The sequence below is a fragment of the Winogradskyella eximia genome, assembly GCF_003386165.1.
GTDB classification, from domain to species: Bacteria; Bacteroidota; Bacteroidia; order Flavobacteriales; family Flavobacteriaceae; genus Winogradskyella; species Winogradskyella eximia.
Genome location: NZ_QRDV01000001.1, coordinates 250609 through 276058, shown reverse-complemented (window position 1 = coordinate 276058; position 25450 = coordinate 250609). Strand labels below are relative to the sequence as shown.

Sequence of the window (25450 nt, the reverse complement as noted above, 5' to 3'; positions counted from 1 at the left end):
TACAAGGTTTCCAAAACCTTGTAGGTATTTAAGAGAAAACACCATGAAACTAGAAACTTTAGAAAAAGACCATTATTATCATATATATAATCGTGGAATTGATGGCTGTAATATCTTTAATTCCGATGAAAACAAACGTTATTTTCTAGAGTTAACAGGAAAATATTTAGACAACAAAATAAAAATTTCGGCTTATTGTCTTTTAGATAATCATTTTCATTTTCTAATTCAAATTAATGCTGAAACAAAGGAAGCTACTCAAGCTTTTTCTAATCTTTTCAATGCTTACTCTAAAGCATTCAATAAGCAAAACAACAGAACTGGAAGTCTTTTCGAAAAACATTTTAAGCGAAAAAAGATAGATTCAGAAGCTTATTTTAAAACTGTATTTTGTTACATTCATCGTAATCCTAAAAATAATTGGCAACATTACAAATTCTCTTCTTATTCTTTTTATCATCTTGAAAAAACACCGAAATACTTTAATTTAGACAAAAATTACAGTTTGGATTTATTTAGTAATTTAAACAATCTAAAGTATGTCCACAACCAATATAAAATAGAAGACCTACAAGGTTCTGAAAACCTTGCAGGTCAAAATAACAACAATCATAAATCTCACAATCTACAAGGTCTCAAAGACCTTGTAAGTTTTAAACCCAACAATATTATCAAAGACAAATTCTTCAAATACATACACCAATTACAAGACACTATCACTTCTAAACTAGAAGAAGTCGATGGCAAAGCAAAATTCCAAGAAGATGTTTGGGAACGTCCAGAAGGAGGAGGTGGAAGAACACGCGTTATAGAAAATGGCGCAGTTTTCGAAAAAGGTGGTGTAAACATATCTGGTGTTCATGGTAAATTACCAGACAGCATGCAAAAATATTTTGGTGTAGAAGATGCTGATTTTTTTGCTTGTGGTTTAAGTTTAGTCTTGCATCCTACAAATCCAATGGTTCCAACGGTTCACGCGAATTGGCGCTATTTTGAAATGTATGATAAAGAAGGTAACATCGTTGACCAATGGTTTGGTGGTGGACAAGATTTAACGCCTTACTACTTATTTGAAGACGATGCAAAACACTTTCATCAAACCTGTAAAACCGCTTGCAATAAGCATAATCCAGAATTTTATCCAAAATACAAGTCACGATGCGATGAATATTTTTACAACGCACACCGAAATGAAGGTCGTGGTTTAGGCGGTTTATTCTTTGATTATTGCAAAGCCACAGACGAGATGAGTATGCAAAACTGGTATGATTTTGTAACCGAAGTTGGAGATAGTTTCTTAGAAGCTTATATACCAATTGTTGAAAAACGAAAGCATTTAGAATACACCAAACCGCAACGCGACTGGCAAGAAATTAGAAGAGGACGTTATGTGGAATTCAATTTAGTGCATGATAAAGGCACATTATTCGGGTTGAAAACTAATGGACGCATAGAAAGTATCCTAATGAGTTTACCACCACATGTACAATGGGTATACGACCACCAACCAGAAGCCGGAAGTGCGGAAGAAAAACTAATTAAGGTATTGCAAAATCCTGTGGATTGGGTATGATTTAACATACCTAGCAGGTCTAACAACAACAAACACCTGCAAGGTTTCCAAAACCTTGTAGGTGTCAATCAGAGAAATATTATAAATTCAACCATGAATTGCTATTGCGGAACCAATAAAACTTACCAAGACTGTTGCAAAGTATTTCATCTCAATAAAGGAAAAACAGAAACCGCTGAGCAACTCATGCGTTCTCGTTATAGTGCGTTTGTTTTAGCAGATGGCGATTATTTAATGGCAACACATCACAGTTCTACAAGACCAATAAAAGAGAAAAAAGCCATTGTAAAATGGGCAAAATCCGTACAATGGATACGACTAGAAGTCCTAGAAACTTCAAAAGGCTCTATAAATGATGTAGAAGGAATTGTTACCTTTAACGCTTATTTCTTTGAAAATGGAAAAGTAGACGTCATTAACGAAAAGTCTGCTTTTGTAAAAGAAAATAACCAATGGTTTTACTTAGGATTGAGTAAATAAAAAATCAAATTATGTGGAAATTATTTAAGCGTGTCTTTTTAATTATTAATATAAAAACATTTGTAATTACAGGTTTAGCCATTGCATCAACGGCCTTTTGCTTACATTTTCATATTAAAGCGGATTTCCCATTAACGCTAATTGGTACAGCTATTGTATTTCCTATTGTGTTTTCAATTGGTGGTGCTTATAAACGTAGAGAAGTTGCACTTGATAAATATGGTTCAATTAAAGCCCATGGACGTGCGTTGTATTTTGCAGTATCAGATTGGTTAGAGAATCCACCTCAAGAGCTTAAAGACGAATTAAAAGTCCACCTTGGAAATCTATTAAGCTCATGTAAACATGTCTTCTCAAATCCTGTGAGTGATTTAGAAGAAAACGAAAAAGCAGTATATAGAAGCTTTCAAGATTTATCAAAATTTATTAAAAGCATGCGCTCTTATGGCTTACCATCTGGCGAAGCCTCGCGTTCTAATCAGTTTTTAAGTAAAATGATGATTTCTTTTGAGCGTGTTAAACACATTTATCAATACAGAACACCAAGAACTTTAAGGACCTATAGTGATATTTTTATTGTGGTTTTACCTGTTATTTACGGTCCACATTTTGCGCATAACGTCACGAGTTATAACTACGGATTAGAATTTGCAGTTCCAATTATGTTTAGCGTTATTTTGGTAGCTTTAGATAATATTCAATCGCATTTAGAAAATCCTTTTGACCAACAAGGCGAAGATGATGTTTACATCAATGATGAGAAATTTATCAGGAATTTAGATTAATAAAGAGACCTGACAGGTTTCAAAAACCTGTCAGGTCTGAATATAAATTTATTTCCAAACCATAACTTCTTTAGTCACTTCTTTAAACGCATTGTAAATATGAAACAATCGTGCTTTTAATAGAAGTTTTCTACCCTTAACACTTCGGGTAAATAATAATTTGTTTTTCCCTAAATACTGTTTCCAATGTTTTTGAAACACTAATGCATTGTCCTTTTTATCACCAAATAATTCTGGTACAGGATAGAAATTTTCAACATCTAAATGCTTTCTAAAAAGATTCGTTTTTATTATTAAATATCTAGGTGATTCAATGGGTTCTAAAAGCTCGCTCAAGGCTTTGGTGAATAATGAATTTTCTAGCGCATTGGCACCAACTAAATTACAAACCACATCGCCTTTTCCTAATAAATAAGAATTGACTGTAATGTCGTTTCTGTTTGATGTGATATAACCCAACTCATCCAAAGTATCAAGAATAGCTAATCCCATTTTTTTAATTTTCTTATACAAATAGCCATGTCTAATGTAGAGTTTTAACGCTTTCCAAAGCTTAAAACCAAACATAGCCACAAAGGCAGCAACAAATGCATAAACAAAATAAAGCACACCTCTTTGTAAAATGAGATTGAAACTATTAGCTATAAATTCTACATAAAAAAGTGTTATGGTAATTAACAATTCCACCACAAAAAACCGAAGCACATCAAAATAATAGATTTGTTTTTGTCTTTTAAATGGTCGCTTTCCTTGATGTAAAATCTTTACTTCTTTGGTTAGCTTCGTGCCTTTTCCTATAGCATTATTCCATTTTTCGGTAATTAAAATCCGCTTTGTTGCAACATTTAATGTCGATTCGTTTAATGCTTCAATAGATTCTACAGGAATCTCATCAGGAATATTCAACCGTTCAAAGCCATTAGAAATAAACGGAATCGTACTGTTTGTAACACCTACAAAAGCTTCAAATCGTCGTTTTAAAGTATCTACTTCTTTTCCGCCATCTAAATCGGTTGGGTCCACACAAGCTAAGTGCCAAATGTTTCCGGTTTTTTTAGGCGAATCTGCATCTTTCCGAATCGCTCTACCTCGCATTTGGTTAGACGATACAAACGAACCAATAAACGAAGCCAGAATTAAACTGTTTATAGATGGCGCATCCCAACCTTCACCTAACAAGGATTTTGTACCGACTAAAACTCTAATATTTCCAGCTTCAAAAAGTTGTGTAATAATGCTAACTATTGAGTTTTTCGGTTTTCCTTTCGCTGTAACCAATAAAAACGACGCATCGATTTGCAATGGTGAAAACGAAAAATTATCTAAAGATTCAATCGCTTCAAAAGCATTTAAAATGGATTGATGAATAATTACAATACTTCCAGAAAGCACAGCTAATTCTTCAGGTTTATTGCAATAATGTCTTATATATTGAAAAATAGGAAGCACACCAATTTTATCTATATCTTCTATTTGTTCAGTTTTAATATTTAAAAATTCCTTTCGGATATAATCCGTTAGAATCACACATCTTAAATCGCGTTTTAAGCTTTCGCGTTCTGCTTTAACAATACTAACGATGCTTTTCAACTTGCTTGGACTGTTAGACAAGGATTTATAAAGCAGTTGTTCCCCAATAAAATCGACTGAATTTCGCTCAAAAACATGAAGTCGTCTTAGTCGTTTTTCTAAAGTTGAAACATACTTCTCTTGCTCTATTAATTGTTCTCTATCTGAAACTAAGATATTCTGAAACAAAATACCAAGCCAATGCAAATTGAGCTCAGGAAACTGAATCATTTCCTTTTCATCAAAACCAAGAACTTCCAATTTTTGATGGTCTATTTCAAAGCCACAAGCATACAAAAAGATGAGAATCACAGAAAAATATTCGGTATTAGAATAGAGTTCATCCAAATGCCAATTTGGATTTTTATAAAAACGATGTTCAATTAAGAATTTGATAAAGGTTTCATCCTTTAATAATTCATCTTTAAAATCTGAAATATTTCGTCTGTAATCAACGATAAAATTTATCTCTAAATCTTCAGGTTTTGAGAAATAAACAAAATCTTGATGTGGACTTAAATCCCCTTCGCGCACTAAATCTGGCACTGCAATTTCATCATCTACTTCGCCACAAAGCGTAAAATATTTAGACACCTCTGCTCTACTGCTATCATAAGGTGGTGTTGCAGTTAATGCTACGATGTAAAACTCAGAATTCCGTTTTAAATCCATTAAGCAATTCCACCACGCATTTTTTAAATGATGTGCTTCGTCTAAAACTAAAGTTTCAATATTATGTTTTTTAAAGAATTGATAATAATCGGTTTTATCTTCAAAGGTTTTATAAAAAGCATGAAGCGATTGATAGGTAGAAAACGTAACATCACTTGGATTTTTAATATCGAATGAATAGGCTTTAAAATCACAATTCTCAGTAAAAAAAGATTGTAAACGGTCTTCCCACTGATTTCTTATGGTCAACGTTGGCGCTAGAACCAGTGTTTTCTTTCCTAATTTCCTAACTATTTCTAATCCTAAGATCGTTTTTCCAGAACCTGGAGGCGCAATTACATGAAAATGGTTGTCTGCAATATGACCATTAAAGTGTTTTAAAAGTTCTGCCTGATAGCTTCGCCATGGAAAAATAAATTCTAAATCATCTAAGGATTTGAGCACTCAATAATAGGTTTTAATCGTTAACTTTGTATTTGATAAAAGTAATCATAATCCTCATACATTAAAACCCGTTAGGTTTCTAAAACTTAACAGGTCTACAAAATATAAAATCATGTTTCCAATTAGAAGAAATCGAAGACTAAGAACTAACGATGCTATTAGAAGTTTAGTTAGAGAAACTTACATTACACCGAATGACTTTTTAGTACCACTTTTTGTTGTTGAAGGCAAAGGTGTAAAAGAAGAAATTGCATCGATGCCAAATTACTATCGCTTCAGTTTAGATTTATTAAAAGAAGAGGTGAAATTATTATGGAGTTTAGGTTTAAAATCAGTTTTACTATTTGTAAAAGTTGATGATAGCTTAAAAGACAATAAAGGGACAGAAGCTTGGAACCCGAATGGCTTAATGCAACATGCGATTAAAACCGTAAAAGAGGTTTGCCCACAAATGTTAGTAATGACAGATGTGGCTTTAGACCCATACTCATCTTACGGACACGATGGTATTGTTGAAGGTGGAAAAATAATAAACGACGCAACTGTTGAAGCTTTAGCTGAAATGAGTTTGTCTCACGCAGAAGCTGGTGCTGATTTTGTGGCGCCAAGTGATATGATGGATGGTCGTATTATAGGTATTAGAGAAGCTTTAGACCAATCTAACCTTATTGATGTTGGTATTATGAGTTACTCGGCTAAATATGCCTCTGCATTTTATGGCCCTTTTAGAGATGCTTTAGATTCTGCACCTGTGGATTTGATAGATGTTCCTAAGGACAAAAAAACCTATCAAATGGATTTTGCTAATAGAGACGAAGCTATTAAAGAAACCGAAATGGATATTAACGAAGGAGCTGATATTGTAATGGTAAAACCAGGTCTTTGTTATTTGGATATTGTACGTGATATTAAAAACAATTTTAATGTCCCTTTGGCTGTTTATCAAGTATCTGGTGAATATGCTATGCTAAAAGCTGCGGCTGAAAAAGGGTGGTTAGACCATGATGCAGTGATGATGGAACAAGTGACTGCCATTAAGCGTGCTGGTGCTGATATTATTGCTAGTTATTTTGCTAAGGATGTGGTGAAATTGATAAACGGATAAATCAATATTTTAAAATTACTAGAGCTTTCTATTATCCAATAAACAGAAATAAATTGCTGTAAAAATCAATTAACCATTTTGTTGAATATTTAAGATTATTACATTCTTTTGTAAGGGTTTTAATATAATCAAGACAACTTATTCATAAAACTATTTTTATGATAAGAAAGTACGCGTTTTGGTTTGTATCAATATTCATTTTACAAACGAGTTGCATAGGAGAAGATGTTATTGATGATTTTATAGAACCTGAGCTGAGAATTCTTAATCCTATCGACTCATTACCAATTTCCGAAACACATCAACTTAACACTGCTTATTTTAATACAATTGGAATTGAAGAAGTCGTCGGTATTAATTGGAGTAGCTCTAACGAAAATGTAGCTAGTATTGATTCTTCGGGATTACTTATCGCAATATCTGAAGGTGTTTCAACGATAACAGCAAATACTCAAAACGACACTTTTTTACTAGAAGATAGTTTTTCTATAACTATCCTAGGCGATGGTACCATTGTAATAGAAGAACCCATTGTAAAATCGGGAACTATTGTTACTACTAGCAGTTATTTGCTCACAGGCACATTCACACTTGAAGAACAAGAAAATTCAGAAAACTTACTACTCTCTGTAAATAGCGACTACCAAGCAACAACAAGTTTACCTGGACTTTATTTATACTTAACCAACAATCCGAATTCAATTTCTGGAGCTTATAGCGTTGGACCTGTAAGTGTCTTTAATGGTGCACATACTTATACTATTCCTGAAACTAATATTAACGATTATGCTTATTTACTTTATTGGTGCCAACCTTTTGGTGTAAAAGTAGGAACTGGCGAAATATTAGATTAATTCATCACCTTTAGATAACTACAATGACAATTAAAAAATTAGTCGCTACACTAGCAATCATTCTATTCAGTTTTCAACTTTCTTTTTCTCAATGGACAAAAGATAAAGGTAAAGGCTATTATAAAGTCTCTGCTTGGTATTTAGAATCAGACGAACACTATACAGACACAGGAGATAAAGATCCTAATGCTACTAGAACAAATTTTAATTTCAATTTTTATGGCCAATATGGACTGACTAAAAAATGGGATTTAATCGCATACATTCCTTTTTTCTCAAGGACAACTCAAAATGATATTGTTTCTGGAACTACAGGTCAGGTTTTAACTAAAGGAGAAGCTGTAAATTCTATTGGAGATATTGATTTAGGCGTCAGTTACAGTATCTTAAATAAGAATTCTTGGGCATTATCTGCTACATTTAAACTAGGACTTCCAACAGGTAAAAGCGAAGGTGGTTCTGACGGAAGTTTTCAAACAGGTGATGGTGAATTCAATCAATTATTACAACTTAATCTAGGTAAATCATTCAACATTTATAATCAGTCGTTTTATGGTAAAGCCTATTTAGGTTTTAACAATAGAACGAATGATTTCTCAGACCAAATAAACTCAGGATTAGAAATAGGCACGCAATTAGTAAAAAACAAATTTTGGTTAATTGGTAGATTAGGGACCTCTCAATCATTGCACAATGGAAGTTTAAATGCTCAAAATTCTCAAGGCAGTATATTCGCTAATAATATAGAATATGTAAATCTTGGCGCAGAAGTTTCTTATTATATAAATAAAAAATTAGGAGTATCATTAAATTACACCTCACTTCTTAGTGGAAAAATTATTGCAGCCAATCCATCATTTAGTGCAGGAGTATTTTTAGATATAAAGTAGAAAACATTCCAAAACTCGAATTGATTTATTGCTTCTTATTGAATTCAAAGTATCCTATTTATTTTGAATAAATAAAATAAGTAATAGTTCATCTTATTACATGTTATTTTTAAAAATATGCTGTAAAATCACTCAACGATCACTGACTTTTGATTAATAATCCAATTAAATTTACTATATTTAGTTTCGAATCAATCGAATAACCAATAAATTGATTCCGAAAATACAAATGGACACTATTGACGAGAAAATCATTAAAATGCTAAGTGCAAACGCACGAGAGTCATTTGCAACCATCGGAAAATCTGTAGATTTATCGGCTCCAGCTGTTGGAAAACGCGTAAAACAATTGGAAGAAAAAGGTTTTATTTTAGGGTATTCGCTTCATCTTAATCATGAAAAATTTGGAGTTAATGTTAAAGCTTATATCAATCTAAAAATCCATCAATCTAGTACTTTAAGAACAGCCTCTAATCAAATTAAAAATATAGAAGAAGTTCAGCGTTGTGATCGCATTACAGGAGAAGATAGTTTGTGTATTTTGGCCTATTTTAAAAGCAACAAAGATTTAGTGACTTTATTAGAACGTATTTCGCAATATGGAGTGCCAAACACTAATATTATTTTAGAAAGCTAATTTTAAATTTAGTCAAAAATTTCACTTAATTATTTTAATTTTCTAGTTTTAAACGCTCTAATAGTATAATGCATCAAAATAGCTTATGATGTTTAGCTATTGATTTCGTAACTTCGCACTAACTAAACTTCAAAACATTAATGGGCTTACTCATTTTTTACGCTGTCATATCCATCTTTTTTTCATTCTTATGTTCTATTTTAGAAGCTGTGCTTTTAAGTATTACACCTACTTTTCTTAATCTTAAAAAGAAGGAAGGCAAAGCTTATGCTCTTGAATTAGAGGAACTAAAAAAAGATGTAGATCGTCCACTAATTGCTATTCTAACCTTAAACACTATAGCGCATACCGTTGGTGCTATATTAGTTGGTGTACAAGCTAAAGTGGCTTATGCTGAGCTTTACGGTAGCACAAAACGTTCTATTTTAGGTTTTGAGTTTACAGAAGACATTATGGTTGCAGTTGTTTCTACAGTAATGACAATCCTAATATTAGTCGCTTCAGAAATTATTCCAAAAACTATTGGAGCAACCTATTGGAGACAATTATCTAATTTTACAGCAAAAGCCTTAAACATTCTAATATTTCCATTAAAATGGACTGGTATTTTATGGATACTTCAACTAGCCACTAAACTAATTGGTGGTAAAGGTCACGGTAGTGTTTTAAGTAGAGAAAGTTTTGTGGCAATGGCAGATATTGCACACGAAGAAGGTGTTTTTGAAGAAAGCGAAAGTAAAGTCATTAAGAACTTACTTAACTTTAAAGAAGTACAGGCCAAAGATGTTATGACACCTCGTACAGTAATGAAAACTGAGGACGAAAGTATGACGATTGAAGCTTTTTTCGAAGCCAATTCTAATGTTCGATTTTCTAGAATCCCTGTGTTTACAAATGATGCAGACAATATTACAGGTTTAGTTTTAAAGGCTGAAGTTTTTAAAGAAATGGCACTAGGTAATGGTTCTAAATTATTGTCTGAAATTAAGAGAAGTATCATAATTGTAAATAGAGATTTACCAATACCAACATTATTTGAGCAATTAGTAGAAAGTAGAAACCACTTAGCTTTAGTGGTAGATGAATACGGCTCGGTAAGTGGTTTAGTAACTATGGAAGATGTTATAGAAACACTTCTTGGACTAGAAATTATGGATGAAAGTGATAATGTTTCTGATTTACAATTGCTAGCTCGAAAAAGTTGGGAATCTAGAGCAAAACGTCTAGGTATAATTGATAATGATAAGCCTGAAAATTAATGCAAACATGCTATATTGAAACACCTCTTGGACATGCCAAAATTGTTGGAGACGACAATGGTATTACTTCAGTTTCAATATTAGACACAAAAGAAGAACTATCAGATACCATCCCTGAATCCTTATTAGATTGCGTTATTCAACTTAAAGAATACTTCAATGAAACCCGAAAAAATTTCGACTTAAAATTGAATGTTGAAGGCACTGTGTTTCAGAAAAAAGTATGGAAAACTCTAGAGACCATTCCTTTTGGTAAGACCATTTCATATTTACAATTATCCAAACAATTAGGTGATGTAAAAGCTATACGAGCTGCTGCAAGTGCCAATGGTAAAAATCCACTTTGGATTATTGTGCCATGCCACAGAGTCATCGGAAGTGATGGGAGCCTTACAGGTTATGCTGGTGGATTACACAGAAAACAGTGGTTGCTAAATCACGAAAGCGAGTACAAACAACAGTCACTTTTCTAGTCAAAATTTTACTATATTTAATTTTTAAATAGTTCTTACAAGAAGAGTATCCTACATACCTATCAAATAATCAAGCCCTAAAATAGCGAATAGCAAAACAATAAAAATAAACGCATGAAATTCATCAAAAAATTATTAAAATGGTTTATCGGAATAATTGCGATACTCGTTATCTCCTCTTATATTTTTGATTACGACTACATTTTAAAAGGTGTACGCGTTGTGTATTTCACAGGTCATTCTACAGCTTTTATTGATGACTATCCTTATTTTGAAAACGACACTATTAAAAAAGGATTAAAAACAGATACTTGGCCGTTACACAAAAATTACAACGCTGTAACTGCCACAGATGGATTAAAAGCAATAAATGATGCGTATGGCACAATTGCATATTTAATTATAAAAAATGATAGTATTTTTTATGAAAACTATGCCGAGGATTACAGTAAAGATTCTAAAACCAACTCATTTTCAATGGCTAAAAGTATAACCTCAGCATTACTTGGCAAAGCTATAATGGATGGATATATTAAGAGCTTAGACCAACCAGTTAGCGATTTTTACCCACAATTTAAAGACTCAAAAACTACTGTTGGCGATTTATCGTCAATGTCTTCTGGCTTAGACTGGGTAGAATCTTATACAAGTCCATTTTCGATTACTGCAAGAGCAAATTACGATGATGATTTAGCCGAAACCATTTTAAATCAGAAAGTCATAAAAACGCCAGGTAAAGAATTTGAATATTTAAGTGGAAGCACACAACTGCTTGGTATGGTTATTAAAAAGGCTACCGGAAAACAATTAGCAGACTATCTTTCTGAGAGTTTCTGGCAACCATTAGGAGCTCAAAGTGATGCGTTGTGGCAATTAGATGATGATGAAAATAAACTAGCAAAAGCCTTTTGTTGTATTTCTAGTAATGCTCGCGATTTTGGTCGTTTTGGAAAGCTTTATAAAGACCATGGAAAATGGAATGGTAAACAACTACTAGATTCTACTTTTGTAGCCACATCAACGCAATCTAGATTTAAAGGTCAACCTTATGGTTATGGCTTTTGGGTTAGTGATTATAATAACAAGCACACTTTTGCCATGATTGGTATTTTAGGACAATATGTAATTACAATTCCTGAAGATAACGTAATCATTATCAGACTAGGACATCATAGAAGTTCTGAAAAAGTTAATTTTTTCCCTTCGGATTTTTATGTTTATATTGATGAAGCTTATGCGATGATGAAGAAATAATTTATAAATCCTGACATGTTTTTGAAACCCATCAGGTCTAATACACTAACAAGACATGATTAGCAAACTCAACCTAGAAAACATTCTATTCTTAGATATAGAAACCGTTCCGGAAACAGAAAACTTCTCTGATTTAGATAAAACCAAACAAGACCTTTGGGATGCGAAATCGCGTTACCAAAGAAAGGAAGAATTTACAGCAGAAGAGTTTTACGACAGAGCAGGCATTTGGGCTGAGTTCGGAAAAATTGTTTGTATTTCTGTAGGTTATTTTAAAATGGAAGGTGAATCTAGAAACTTTAGAGTGACTTCTTTCTATGGCGAAGAAGTAAAACTATTGAAAGACTTTAAAAATCTTCTGATTTCACATTTCAGTTCAAACAAGCATTTATTGTGTGCTCATAATGGCAAGGAATTCGATTTTCCGTACATCGCAAGGAGAATGATTATTCATAACATCGAATTACCATACAAATTGAATCTCTTTGGTAAAAAGCCTTGGGAAGTACCTCACTTAGATACTTTAGAACTCTGGAAATTTGGTGACTATAAAACATATACCTCTTTAAAACTATTAACTAACGTTCTAGGCATTCCATCACCAAAAGATGATATTGATGGTAGTGAAGTTTATCGTGTTTATTATAAAGAGAAAGAAGTCGATCGCATTATTGTGTATTGTGAAAAAGATACCATTGCTGTGGCTCAAATTTTCTTAAGATTACGAGGAGACGATTTACTTCAAGACAATGAAATAAAACACATATAAAAAAAGTCCAGATTTTAAATCTGGACTTTTCCTTTTTAACTAATTTATTAAGATATTAATCCTTAATAAATCTCTTTATTTTGGTTTTTTCACCAATATTTAATTGTAAGATATAAACACCACTTTCAAATTTAGATACATCTATAGCAGATGTGTATCGACCTTTTAAAACGGTTTGTCCTAACATGTTTTTAATTTCAAAGGTTTGTACTTCAAAACCAGCTAAATTAATATTAAGCGTTTGCTTAACAGGATTTGGATATACTTTAAAGAATTGGTTTGGATTATCAGAAATCGTTCCTGGGTTTTGTCCAAAATTTGTGAAGGCATTACCCAAACAGAAATTAGTAGTTTCAGAACTTGTAAACTGTGCTCCTGAAACCAATGTAATGCCAGTATCAGAATTTGTTAACGTGTAAGACCCATTTCCATAAGAACAGCAAATACCATCACCATAAACATCAGTAATAATAAAATCATAACATCCATCATCTAAACATCCTACATTAATATTTAAAGTAGAACCATCTGCTTGAGAATCATAAGTTCCACCTGAAGCCACTGTACTACCAGAAGCATTTATAACACTCCAAGCCGTTTCCTCTGGATAGTTATCAAAAGTAAGTGAAAGTGATACGTTAGAACATGTAGGACCAGTTCCACCACCTGTAGATAAGTTAATTGCATCTACAGCCATATCTCCTTGCCAAGTCGTTCCTGTGATACCATTTAAACGTAATTGAATAGAACCACCAACATAAGCAGCTAAATCTACACTAGCCGTTAACCAAGAGTTTCCTTGATTGCCAGACGCACTCCAAATACTTGTCCATGACGCTCCATTATTATCACTTAATTCTAAAGCTAAACTTCCCATTGCAGAAGTCCCATACATATGATACTTAAATTCAAAGGTTGCCTGAGATGCAGCACTTAAATCAAAACAAGGTGAGTTTAAAATTGCTCTTTTAGTTGAATAGTTAGGAGAAGAAGACTCCATGTAAATATAATAAGAACCTGAATCAGCACTAGAAGGGCCTGTATTACTTGATGGTGTAGTTCCACTTCTTGTTGCCCAGTTAAAATCATCCCCTGAACCCTGAGACCAAGCACCTAAAGTATTTTCAAAACTTTCAGAATATGGAAAAGTAGTAATACCTCCTGTACATCCACTACCTGTAGTAGGTTGTGTTATAATAATTGATCTCGTACGTTGCGTTGCTGCATTTCCTGCGGCATCACTCACATTGTAATATTTTGTATAAGTTCCTGCTGAATTTGTATTAACAGTTCCTGTAATTACAATACTCGATGTTAAGTTTCCATCAACATTATCTGTCGCTGTTGCTCCTAACTCACTGTAATTATCACCAACTTCTAAGTTAATTGTTGATGCTCCATTTAATGTAATCACTGGTGCAGTTGTATCTGCTGGTTGCGTTACAACAACAGTTCTAGTGCGTTGTGTTGCTACATTTCCTGCTGCATCACTAACATTATAATATTTAGTGTATGTTCCAGCTGAATTTGTATTAACAGTTCCTGTAATTACTATGCTCGATGTTAAATTACCATCAATATTATCTGTTGCTGTTGCACCTAACTCACTGTAAGTATCACCAACTTCTAAGTTAATTGTTGAAGCGCCATTTAACGTAATAACTGGTGCTATAGTATCTGGCGTTCCTGCTGTAAGGTTTACTGTGTAATCTTCAACTTCACCATAAGTAAATGCTTGACATTCCGTAGGAATAGCATTATAACTCATAGAAACACGCATTCTTGTATTCCCAGAATACGTTCCTGATGGAATTGTAAAACTACCACTTACTGGTGAGGTTTGAATTGCTGCCTGAGACCAAACTTGTTCCCCAGAATCTATAAAATCACCATCATGATTGTAATCTATCCAAACTGAATAACCTTCTGCATATGCAGTTCCTGTCCAAGTTGGAGTCACTGTAATTGTATAGCTATCACCTTGCCTTAATACAGTTGAAATATTTGTGAAATCTGAATAAAATTGCCCGCCAGACGCATTATCAATGGTTCCTAATTGAACACGGCTAATATATTCATCATTAACATTACTACTTGTAGATGCGCAATAATTGAGCTGCACTTCGGTAGTTGTAAAGTTTGCAGAACTCGAATATGAAGATGTAGAATTATCAGCGCACATACTTCTTACTTGTACTTCATATGATGTTTCTGGAGTTAAACCTGATAAAGACGTTGATGTTCCAGAAACTGAAGATGTTATCCAGATTGATGTTCCTGCTTGACGATATCTAAAATCATATGATGCTCCTGGTACAGCATCCCAAGATACTGTTGCTGTTGATGATCCAAAACCGTCAACAGATAATCCTGTTGGGGTAGTTGCGCTACAAACTATTGGTGTTCCTGATAATCCAGTAACAATTAATGAATAGTTTTGGCTTCCACCTGTTAATGTACCTTTATGCGTAACAGTAATTGTGTACGTTCCTGAAGCATTGGCTATATCTACTCTTTCATAAGGGTCTTTTGAATTGTCTCCTTGCCCATTAGTAGTAACTCCTGTTAATCTCCATGGTGTATGTGTTGTACCCCCTTTAGTTACTCTTATATCTAAATCGTTAACCAAAACAGCTGAATTAGAATTAGCTGTAGTTGTAGCAGTTCCAGCTCTATCTGTCCATGAAATTGACGCATATAAATCATTTACACCATCAGAATCTACTGTAATTTGATAAGACTGTCCATTAGATAATGTTAATTCTTCTATTTTAGATTCATTTCCATTATTTGTAATAGCTTCTGCAGCACTCTTACTATTCATTAATCCCCAACCAAATATAGCGTCAGGACCATTAGATCCTGCATCATCTGCTGTATGAAGAGCTAATCCTTTTAAAGTGGCAGCTCTCATATAGCTTCCATTTACATTGTTAGCATGTTGTTGCAATAACAATAAAGAACCAGCAACATTTGGTGATGCCATAGATGTTCCTGTGATACTGTTATATGCTGTATCACTAGACTCATATGTTGAATAAACCGAAGTTCCATTTCCTGTAATGTCTGGCTTAATTCTATAATCATCTGTTGGGCCCTCACTACTACTACTATTAATAGTAACACTAACTAAGTTTCCATTCGCATCAACATTTGCATCATTTGCATTTGCTACTACCATATTATTTTTAGCAGTTGCATGACCCGAAAGCTTATCATAAGAAGAATTTCCGTCTAAAGGTGCTCCATTTGCCGTATTATCAGAACCATCATTTCCAGCAGCTACAACCATTAAATAGTAAGGCGCATTAAACATAATATTGTCCCAATCTCTAGAATCGGTAATATAACCACCAAAATAATAATCTGGTAATTGTGGCTGACCTTGCGCATTTCTTGTAGCATAGCCATAAGAATGATTTGAAACTAACATTCCATTTCCAGCAGCCGTTGTAGCCTCTGAAGTATCATTATTCCATTCGTAACCGACTGCGCTTGCTTGAGGAGCCATTCCTTTTGCATTAGCAACCACACCAGATGCAATAATGGTTCCTGTAACATGTGCTGAATGATAATTTAGTGTTGTTGTGCCATCTCCAATAGAAAATCTATTGTTACCACCAGCACCATCATACTCTTGATGCGAAGCTCGAGCTAAGCCACCATCCCAAACATGAGCAGTCATATTTTGACCATCTAAACTTAATCCTAATGAGCCACCAGAATTTAAATGATTTGCTCTTGTAGATTTCGCAGCCGCTACATTAAAAGTTGTGTAATAAATTGGTTTACCTTCTGAAGAAATTTTTTGAAGTTCCATATAAGAATCCTCAGTTTTAATAATAAGTGGCCATCCGTTAAGCAAAGCTAGTCTTGTTGCATTAGCTTTCTCCACTTTAGCTTGTTCATTAAAATTTTTACTCAAGTCTTGAATAACTTGTTTATTATACCTGCTTGTAATTTGTTCTTTCTGAAGATTTGTTTGTGCATAAGTTGTGAGAACGGACAACATAAGTAAAATTACACAAAAACCATTAAAATAGTTTTTTTTCATGCTAATTGATAAAATTTTGGGTTAATTATTTTTAAAATACGCATGAAATTATTAAAATTTTGTTAATATAAAAATTTTAATAAAGTGTTTTTGATAAAAAACAGCAATGTTTTTTATGGTTACGGTTTTACCACAGCACCATTGAAGAAAACAACTACATTTACCTATGGAAACGAAAAATTACTTGCGATTGAATCATTAAATATTTAATTTTTTAAAGACTAAATTTAAAATTATTAACTAACATATTAGTTGTTCCATCTCCAAAAGATGATATTGATGACAGTGAAGTCTTCCGTGTGTCTTATAAAGAAAAAAGATTGAGATTGACAGAATTGTTGTGTATTGTGAAAAAGATACCATTGCAGTAGCTAAAATATTCTTAAGATTAAGAGGAGATGAACTACTGCATGATAATGAAATTAAGCACATTTAATTACTTTATTATTATTTTCTGAACCTTCTCTTGCAAATCATTATTTAATTTCACCACATAAATACCTGTGCTTAAATAAGACGCATTTATAGATTGTGATCTAAGATTTGTTTCCAACATTTCTACCTTTATCAATCGACCTTGTACATCGTAGATTGATAATCTAGAATTAGTACTCAATTCACCTTTAACAACAATCGTTTTTGATGCATTAGCATTGTAGATTTTAATATTAGATAATTCATTATTGTTAATATCTAGCGTGCTTTCTTCAGCAAATCTAAGGTAAAAACGTCCTGTCCCATTTAACTCAACATCTGAGGTAAAAGTGTAGTCTAAATTATTTAATGCCGTAAATGTGTTTGATATTCTATCTTCTAAATAAACATTAACATCTCCACTAAGGGTCGTTTCAGAAATACTAAACGTTACTTGTTCTCCGCTTTCAATATTTACTCCTAAAGGAATTACAACATCAGATAATCTTGTATTTCCTATAGATTGTACTCCAATTGCTTTACCTGAATTATCTTCAACTAAATGTGAGTATAAGGCAAATGATGGAGATGTTCCAAATATTTCAGAATCGTAATTAGGATCTTGACCTAATGTTGCATTATCAGTAATATAGAAATCTGTTTTATAAAAGTTAGATGTATTAGAAAGCATAACTTGTAAATGTGAAATACTTGTAACTAGTTGTCTACCTGCAATGAAATCATCAGTATTACCAAGAACACGCATTGAAGGCGTAAATTCAAAATTAATCCCATCTGTATTTGTACCTACTAAAAACCCTTGTCCTGGTGCAATTTTAGCATCGGGATTTGCATCAACGTATGCTTGGTTCCAAATTGTCCAACCATTAGAAGCATCTCCATCATATCCATAAACACCTGCACGCTCAGTATTAAATTTCGAATTATTTAAACTTAAAAATTCCTTAAGACTAATGTAAGATGGGTATGGATTACCTATTAGATTCCATTCTGGTGTTGTTGGGCCAGAGATAAATACTGGTGCAGACACATCTTTAGTTGTTACTAAACCTGTAAACGTAAAAGTATCATTATCCGTAGAAGCTGTACGATAACCTTTTGAAGCTGTCAGTTTTGCTGTTTCAGTGTTTGCATAAGTAACATAAGCGTTTGTAGGTTTTTCAAAAGGTCCAAATAAGTATAATGTACCATCACCATTGCTCACTATATTAGAGTTTGCTGTTTGAAAATCATTAAATTGCTGTCCTAAAACAGGAGCCGCAATTAAATCTTTTCCGCCACTAGATGCATTGGCGTGACGCTTATAAACTACATCTCCAACAACATAGCCTTCTACAATTAAACTTGAATATTCATTAGAATCTGATTCTAACGTTACATTTCCATTAGAAATTAAATTACCGTCTACTGTTAATGAACCATTCTTTAGAACAGTGATTGTTGCATTTTCAGAAACTTCAATATTATTAACTACAACATCTGAATCTATGTCATAATTTCCATCTAAAATTAATACATCGTTAGTACTTGCTGAACTAGAAGGAGCGTTAGGAGTCCAAGTACCATTGGTATAAATTAAATCATTAGAGCCAACAAGATTAACCGTATAATCTTCTACTTCTCCATAAGTAAAGTTTTCACAAGAGGCAGGAATAGCATTATATTTCATTGAAACTCTCATCCTAGTTTCTCCACTAATAGAAGACGCAGGTATAGTAAACGAACCCATTACTGGAGTGTTTTTTGTAGCTCCTTGTGTCCATACTTGCTCGTCTGTGTCTTCAAAATCTCCATCCTTATTATAGTCTATCCAAACTGAATAACCTTCATTCCAAACTGTACTTGGCCATACTGGCGTTATAGAAATAGTATACTGCGTTCCCTTACTTAGAAGCGTAGAAACTGAAGTAAAATCTGAGTAAGCTAGATTATCAGAATTATTATCTATTGTATTTAATTGAACATTTCCTATCCATTCTTCATTAAATACATTACTATTAGAAGTACAATAACTTATTAAAGTAACAATAGCAACTTCATTACTTGCTAAAGATTCATTACCAGAAGCATCTTCAGCTTTAACTGTAAATACATACATGGTATCTGCCGACAATCCTACAGCTTGATAAGATGTAGATGACGTGTTTATGAGAAAAATGCCATCTTTATAAACATTATAAGTAATTGCACTAACAGGATCTGTAGTAGCATCCCATAACAAATCTACGGACGTTGCTGTTGTATGACTTGATAATAAATTAAAAGGTGTTGATGGCGCTTGTGCATTAATTTGAATCACAAAAAGAAATGCAAATATTAAATAACGGTAATTGTAAAACATAATAAATTGGGGTTAAATATTTAATGGTTATAGGTTAAAATCTGAAGCAAAGATCATGCGTATTTCCATGTTATTGCTTTGAATTTCGATGGATTGCAGTTTGCTGTAGATGAATGAATCACTATCTACCTATAAGTTGATAAGAAGTTTATTAAGTATTACTTTTTAGTAAAATATATGTTAATGACGATTGCGCATTAGTGTATATCACAAAAAGAAATGTAAGTATTAAGTAACTAAAAGTATAGGGCATAAGAAATTGGGACTCATTATAGAACATAAATGGTATACTCTATTTTTTGTTTATAAAAAATAGAGATACATCACAAAAGAAGATTTTAAAGGCAGCGAAGTTTATAGCCTTTATTTATGGAGTAACGTATTTTATGGATCATTCACTTTTACAAAATAGAACTATTTTATAGACCTCATTTTTATAATTCCCAGTAGGTATATTAATTCAAAAATGAAATTTCTATAAATAAAAAAGTCCAAATATAATATTTGGACTTTTTTATTTCATTTAATCATGATTATTTAATAATAATCTTCCTGCTTATACTTCTTGTTGTGCTTTGCAGATGAATAACATAGACTCCAGAACTTAAATCATTAACATCTATTAATTGTAAATTTTCATTTACATCAAGCAATTGAGATAACACTTCTCTTCCTTGTACATCATAGAGTATTGCTTTTGTAGTATTCTCTAATAATCCTTCTATAAAAATTTGTTTTGGACTATCTGAGGTATAAACAAGTAATGTGCTTAACTCATTATCAATAATATCTAAAGCTTCAGCTTCAAATCTTAAATAAAAGCGGCCTATTCCTGAAAGATTATCGCCTGTAGTAAAACTATAATCATTAGAGTTAAGCAGTGTAAACGTATTTGTAAGGTTATCTTCCAAATACACCTCAACATCAGTTGATAAAGTATTATTAGGCATACTCACTGTGATTTGTTCTCCCTGTGCCGCATTTATACCCAACGGAATGACAAGACTATTGTTTACATCATTAAAACTCACAGACTGAATAGACATATCCACACCTGTACTATTTTCTACTAAATGAGAATAAATAGCATAATCTGGTGCTACACCATTAAAAGCACTTGCATCATAACCAACGTCTAACCCACTTGAAGCTAAATCCGTGAAATAAAAATCTGTACTATAGCTATTCAAATTACTATTCATTTCTAATTTTAAATAAGCGATTTCATTACTTTCATTATCTCTGCCGTCAATAAAATCATCATCAAGTTGTGGGTCACCAGAAGCCGTTGCTCTAAAACTTGGATCAAAAGTCATAGTTCCGCCTCCCGCTTTTGAAGATACCAAAAAGCCTTGTCCTGGTGTAATAATTGAGTTCGGATTCATGGCTGCATAAGCCAAATTACAAATTTTCCATCCGTTTGATGTATCTCCATCATAACCATATATTGCAGCACTTGTAGATAAAAACTCATTAATGTTAGTCGATAGAAAATCTGATAGTTTTATATATGAAGGATAAGGATTTCCTATTAAGTTCCATTCCGGATAAGTAGTTCCAGCGTTTAAAATAGTCATTGTAATTACTCCCGTATTTACAATGCCATTAAATTCAAAAGTACCATTATCTGTAGAAGCTGATCTATAACCAATCCCTGGATTGAGAATTGTAGAGGCTTCAGAAGGTACATTTGTATCATAAGTTAAATAGGTTTCTGTTGCCTTATCAAAAGGCCCAAAAAGCTTTTCAGAAGCTGTATTAGGATTTGAAACAATATTTGCATTAGCATTAGCAAAAACACCAAAAGTCTGTCCTGTTACAGGCGCAGAAATCAAATCATTTTCACCAGAACTTGCATGGACATTTACATGTCGTTTATAAACAACATTTCCCGTGACATTACCATTAACAATTAAGCTAGAATACTCTGTTGAACTTGAATTTAATATAACATGTCCATCGTTTACTAGGTCTCCTGCTAATGCAATAGATTCCCCTTCCAAGATATCTATAGTTGCTATATCATTAACGGTTAAATTATTTAAGGCAATATTAGAACCTACTGTGTAGGTACCATCTAAAACAAGTGCATTATCTGCTGTAGTTGTATTTGAAGGTGCATTTGGTTCCCAAGTACCTTCGGAAAACAATAATCCATCATATTTTACATTAACTGTGTAATCTTCTACTTCTCCGTCAAAATTTGTATTACAAGCTGTTGGATTAGCATTATATTGAGTAGAAACTCTCATTCTTGTATTACCGAAAATCATACTTTCGGGAATAGAAATAGCTAAAGTAGGCAGAGCTCCATCTTCTACATTTGCTATGTCTCCCAAATCATATTCTTCACCAACATCATCAAAATCTGCATCATGATTCCAATCAATCCAAACAAATGTATGAACCGTATAGTTTCCATCTGTATCTACATGAACTGTGAGATCCACATTAGTTCCTTGTAAAACTTCGGTACTAATATTTGTAAAATCTTCATAACCTACATCTTTTGGAGAACCATCTACATTATCAATAGTTCCAAAGATCACTCGCGTCACACCAGTTTCATAGGATGTATTCCCAGAAGAATCACAGTAGGTTGCTTCAACTACATTTACAGTTCTTATAACCTCAGCAGCAGCATTACCAGCAGTATCACTCACATTAAAGGTAACTAAATAAGTGCCTAACGTATTTGAATCAACAGTATCACCACCAATTACAATACTTGAAGTAATGTCTCCATCAAAATTATCTGTTGCAGTTGCACCTAATTCTGTGTAAGTTGAACCTACAATTAAATTGATTATAGAATCGCCATTCAATGTAATAACTGGTACTATATTATCTGTAATCGGATCTCCAATGCCAATATGGTCAATAGCAATATCACTACTAAAATCATTACCAGTAAGCCCAATAAATCTAAACTTTACAATTTCACCAAAATAACTACTTATATCTATATTTTGAGCATTCCAAACATCTCCAATGTTTCCAGATTCTGAAAATACATTTATCCAGTTAGCACCATCATCAATTGTAACTTCTAAGTCTAATGACCCTATATTATCTCCAAGCATATGGTAGTAGAAAGAAAAAACACCTGACGTAACAGATGTTAAATCAAAGCAAGGGCTCACTAACATTACCGTAGCATTTGCATCTAATCCATCAGTTGAAGCTTCAGTGTAGAAATAGTTTCCTCCTCCGGTAATATCGTTAGATGGTCCAGTTCCTGTACTCGGTGTATCATCAGAATTCAAAGTCCAATCACCATCATCTCCAGTAGCTTGAGTCCATGCACCTATTCCAGCATCAAATGTTTCTAAATAAGGAAAGATTGTAATTTGTGTTCCTGAACATGGCGGAATTTCAGTTGTCGTAAAAAGTACAGAACTTGAATACGCAGAAGTAGCTCCATCATTACATTTACTTCGTATTTGTGCTTCATAATCTGTTTCCGAATTTAGTCCTGCTAAATTATATGAAAGTGCTGCAACTGAAATTGTTGTCCAAGTTGAACTGCCCACTTCTCTATATCTTAAATCATAAGCTGCACCAGATACTTCATCCCAACTTAATGTTACAGACGTTGATGCCACATTCGAAGCTAATAAACCAGTCGGAAGATTTGCATTACAAACCACAGGAACTCCTATGGTGAAATTAGTATCAGAGATATCAAAGAAAATATTATTTGATGCCTTTACCATTATTCTATTTTGAGTACCTTGATTGTTTGGTACTACAATTGAATAAGAACCGTTATTAGCTACACCTGTTGCTAATGTGATTGGATAAGTATTACCACCATCTGTTGACAAGAAAATATCAACATTAGTACAGTTAATAGGTGCAGCAGTTGTACCTGCAACATCCCAAGTGACATCTTGAAGCGTACCAGCATTCCATGTCACATTTGTATTTGGTGATGTTACAATAAACGGACCAGCAGAAGCAACAGTTGTCACCGTCATTAAGTCACTTGCTGTACAGCCAGAAACTGAATTATTATCTCTTACTATAAATGAAAAGTCCATACTTCTAGATATGGATGGTAATACCTCAAAAGTTGGAGTTGTATTATTAATTATTGCTGAAATATTAGGAAAATAACGATACGGAACAGCAACTGGCGCGATAGATCTAAACATTGGCCCAACAGTTCTGGTAGACACTGGAGCTGAATTAGAACTCGGATTCTCCGGATCATTTTGTTCCCAACAATAAGTCAGTCCTGAATCGTTTGGATCACTTCCTATACCTTCTAGTTTAAATGGAGTAGATGCTGGAATCGCATAATTTAAACCTGCATCAGCTTCTGGCCCACTATTTCCTGAAGCAATTAATTCTGCACAACCACTTGCATTTCCATAATTTATAGAATCTACAATATCTCTAATATTAACATAAGCAAAATAATCATCACTTGCATTTTGAACGTTAGCGGAACAAATTCCTGCATAACCCATAATGGTACTACCACTACCTGTTTCCACTTCCGTAGAACCACTACCTGAACGACAGCTATTGTTACTCTGCACATGGTATCCTCCAAATTGATGACCCATCTCATGCGCTACATAATCGATATCAAAAGGATCTCCAACAGGTGCAGAACGACCTGTATAACCTCTACCCTTGTGAATATTGTTTTGACTATTTGAAAGGCAAACGCAATCTAAACATCCTGCATTTCCTCCTCCTGTAGTATTAAAGTTATGTCCAATATCATAATTTGAAACTCCTATTTGCGCATCTATAGTTTCTGCCGTTTTAGTATTCCATTCATTTGTCCAAGGGTCTGTTGATGCATCCAAGTAAATGATTAAATCATTATTACCAACTATTTGTAAAGTGATTCCTAAATCGCGTTCGTAAATACCATTCACACGATTCATTGTTACATTCATAGCCGCTTGTACAATGGCTTTATCACCTGCCGTTGTTCCTGTTGTGCCACCAGCCTGGCCAATATGATATTGTGCATATTCACCATTACAAGATTGTGCTAATCTATATCTTCTTAAATTACAATCACCTAATGCAGGAGCTCTTTGACTATAACCATCTAAGTCTACATTTTCTAGAATAGCTTCCTCTGTTGTACATTGAAAATCAATTGCCGATTGCGATAAATCATTTCTAAAATACGACATGTAATGTTGATTATCTGAAGTAATAGGATCGATATAAACTGTACTGTGTTCACCAGACAGTATCATTCCATTAAATCCAAAATATGGAGAATATGTTATCCTTAAAGAAGCCGTTCTATCAGTTATACCTTTTCCTGAATATGTTTTTAATTCTGGAAACTTTGCTGCCAATTCTGGATGCATTAATTCAGAATCTTCCAAAGTAAATGTTTCATTTTCACCATTTGGCATAGGCAAACTTATAACCAAAGAATTTGCTCCACTATCACTAAACCTTCCTTTTGCCTGAGAAACAAAATCTAAAAACGATTCTGTATTCAATGCAATAGTTCTATGTTTTGAAGGCATGGAAACCCGTTGCTTTAATGTGGCTCTAAAATCGGAAGCTGTAGAATTTGTCCAAAAATTATTTTGAGCAAATAAATCCATGCTCAAAAACAGAAGTATTAGCACTAAAAATAGTGTAATTTGTTTATTCATAATTGCAGTTTAATACAAATTTCAAGTAATACAATATGCTAATGTTTTTATTCAAAACTCACATTAAACACACTTAGGAATGGTTTTTTTATACTAATTGATAAAATTGAGGTTAATATTTAATAAAAAAATCATCGGAAAATATTAAAATTTTGTCAAAAAACAGCTTTTACAATGACGTTTTTGCCTAAATAACTTAGATTACGATTTTACC

15 protein-coding genes and 2 pseudogenes are annotated in these 25450 nt (G+C 33.2%); 13 read left to right on the top strand and 4 right to left on the bottom strand.

Features of this window, described 5'->3' with window-relative positions; translation table 11 throughout:
• Nucleotides 1-43: 43 nt before the first annotated feature.
• From DFQ10_RS18705 to DFQ10_RS01155, 4 genes and pseudogenes are all read left to right on the top strand, one after another.
• A pseudogene (locus DFQ10_RS18705) lies at nucleotides 44-397 on the top strand (transposase); the annotation flags it as partial.
• A gap of 273 nt (nucleotides 398-670) precedes the next feature.
• The gene (gene hemF, locus DFQ10_RS18700) at nucleotides 671-1573 is read left to right on the top strand and encodes an oxygen-dependent coproporphyrinogen oxidase (protein ID WP_245940620.1); all 903 of its coding nucleotides are present in this window, start codon (nucleotides 671-673) and stop codon (nucleotides 1571-1573) included.
• A 93-nt stretch (nucleotides 1574-1666) separates the two neighbouring features.
• On the top strand, nucleotides 1667-2053 hold the full coding sequence (locus DFQ10_RS01160; RefSeq protein WP_115815597.1) for a YchJ family protein: 387 nt from the start codon (nucleotides 1667-1669) through the stop codon (nucleotides 2051-2053).
• Nucleotides 2054-2064: 11 nt separating this feature from the next.
• Nucleotides 2065-2838 (top strand): hypothetical protein, encoded by a 774-nt coding sequence (locus tag DFQ10_RS01155; protein ID WP_115815596.1) that lies wholly within the window; start codon nucleotides 2065-2067, stop codon nucleotides 2836-2838.
• A gap of 48 nt (nucleotides 2839-2886) precedes the next feature.
• Here the strand turns inward: DFQ10_RS01155 and DFQ10_RS01150 are convergent, their stop codons facing one another.
• Nucleotides 2887-5523: a DEAD/DEAH box helicase family protein gene (locus tag DFQ10_RS01150; RefSeq protein ID WP_115815595.1), complete on the bottom strand. Its 2637-nt coding sequence runs from the start codon at nucleotides 5521-5523 to the stop codon at nucleotides 2887-2889.
• A gap of 112 nt (nucleotides 5524-5635) precedes the next feature.
• On the opposite strand from DFQ10_RS01150, the gene hemB reads away from it, so the two are divergent.
• From hemB to DFQ10_RS01110, 8 genes are all read left to right on the top strand, one after another.
• Entirely contained in the window at nucleotides 5636-6628 is a 993-nt protein-coding gene (hemB, locus tag DFQ10_RS01145; protein ID WP_115815594.1) for a porphobilinogen synthase, read from the top strand.
• Nucleotides 6629-6786: 158 nt separating this feature from the next.
• Complete coding sequence (locus DFQ10_RS01140) at nucleotides 6787-7482, top strand: Ig-like domain-containing protein (RefSeq protein ID WP_115815593.1); 696 nt, start codon at nucleotides 6787-6789, stop codon at nucleotides 7480-7482.
• Nucleotides 7483-7505: 23 nt separating this feature from the next.
• Complete coding sequence (locus tag DFQ10_RS01135) at nucleotides 7506-8372, top strand: hypothetical protein (RefSeq protein WP_115815592.1); 867 nt, start codon at nucleotides 7506-7508, stop codon at nucleotides 8370-8372.
• Nucleotides 8373-8583: 211 nt separating this feature from the next.
• Complete coding sequence (locus tag DFQ10_RS01130) at nucleotides 8584-9009, top strand: Lrp/AsnC family transcriptional regulator (RefSeq protein ID WP_147299158.1); 426 nt, start codon at nucleotides 8584-8586, stop codon at nucleotides 9007-9009.
• Nucleotides 9010-9149: 140 nt separating this feature from the next.
• Nucleotides 9150-10268 carry a CNNM domain-containing protein gene (locus tag DFQ10_RS01125; protein WP_115815590.1) on the top strand — a complete coding sequence of 373 codons (1119 nt, stop codon included), beginning with the start codon at nucleotides 9150-9152 and terminating at the stop codon, nucleotides 10266-10268.
• Nucleotides 10268-10741 (top strand): methylated-DNA--[protein]-cysteine S-methyltransferase, encoded by a 474-nt coding sequence (locus DFQ10_RS01120; protein ID WP_115815589.1) that lies wholly within the window; start codon nucleotides 10268-10270, stop codon nucleotides 10739-10741. Before DFQ10_RS01125 ends, DFQ10_RS01120 begins: the two co-directional genes overlap by 1 nt.
• Nucleotides 10742-10855: 114 nt before the next feature.
• Nucleotides 10856-11995, top strand: a complete 1140-nt coding sequence (locus tag DFQ10_RS01115) for a serine hydrolase domain-containing protein (RefSeq protein WP_115815588.1) — start codon at nucleotides 10856-10858, stop codon at nucleotides 11993-11995.
• Between the two features lie 55 nt (nucleotides 11996-12050).
• On the top strand, nucleotides 12051-12764 hold the full coding sequence (locus DFQ10_RS01110) for a 3'-5' exonuclease (RefSeq protein ID WP_115815587.1): 714 nt from the start codon (nucleotides 12051-12053) through the stop codon (nucleotides 12762-12764).
• Nucleotides 12765-12819: 55 nt separating this feature from the next.
• Here DFQ10_RS01110 and DFQ10_RS01105 read toward each other — a convergent pair whose 3' ends face one another.
• The gene (locus tag DFQ10_RS01105) at nucleotides 12820-16818 is read right to left on the bottom strand and encodes an immunoglobulin-like domain-containing protein (protein WP_115815586.1); all 3999 of its coding nucleotides are present in this window, start codon (nucleotides 16816-16818) and stop codon (nucleotides 12820-12822) included.
• Nucleotides 16819-17042: 224 nt separating this feature from the next.
• On the opposite strand from DFQ10_RS01105, the pseudogene DFQ10_RS18695 reads away from it, so the two are divergent.
• Nucleotides 17043-17254, top strand: a pseudogene (locus DFQ10_RS18695) (3'-5' exonuclease); the annotation flags it as partial.
• On the opposite strand, the gene DFQ10_RS01095 reads toward DFQ10_RS18695, so the two are convergent.
• Both DFQ10_RS01095 and DFQ10_RS01090 read right to left on the bottom strand, forming a co-directional pair.
• The gene (locus tag DFQ10_RS01095; protein ID WP_115815585.1) at nucleotides 17255-19594 is read right to left on the bottom strand and encodes a GEVED domain-containing protein; all 2340 of its coding nucleotides are present in this window, start codon (nucleotides 19592-19594) and stop codon (nucleotides 17255-17257) included.
• Between the two features lie 533 nt (nucleotides 19595-20127).
• On the bottom strand, nucleotides 20128-25236 hold the full coding sequence (locus DFQ10_RS01090) for a reprolysin-like metallopeptidase (protein WP_115815584.1): 5109 nt from the start codon (nucleotides 25234-25236) through the stop codon (nucleotides 20128-20130).
• Nucleotides 25237-25450 lie beyond the last annotated feature (214 nt).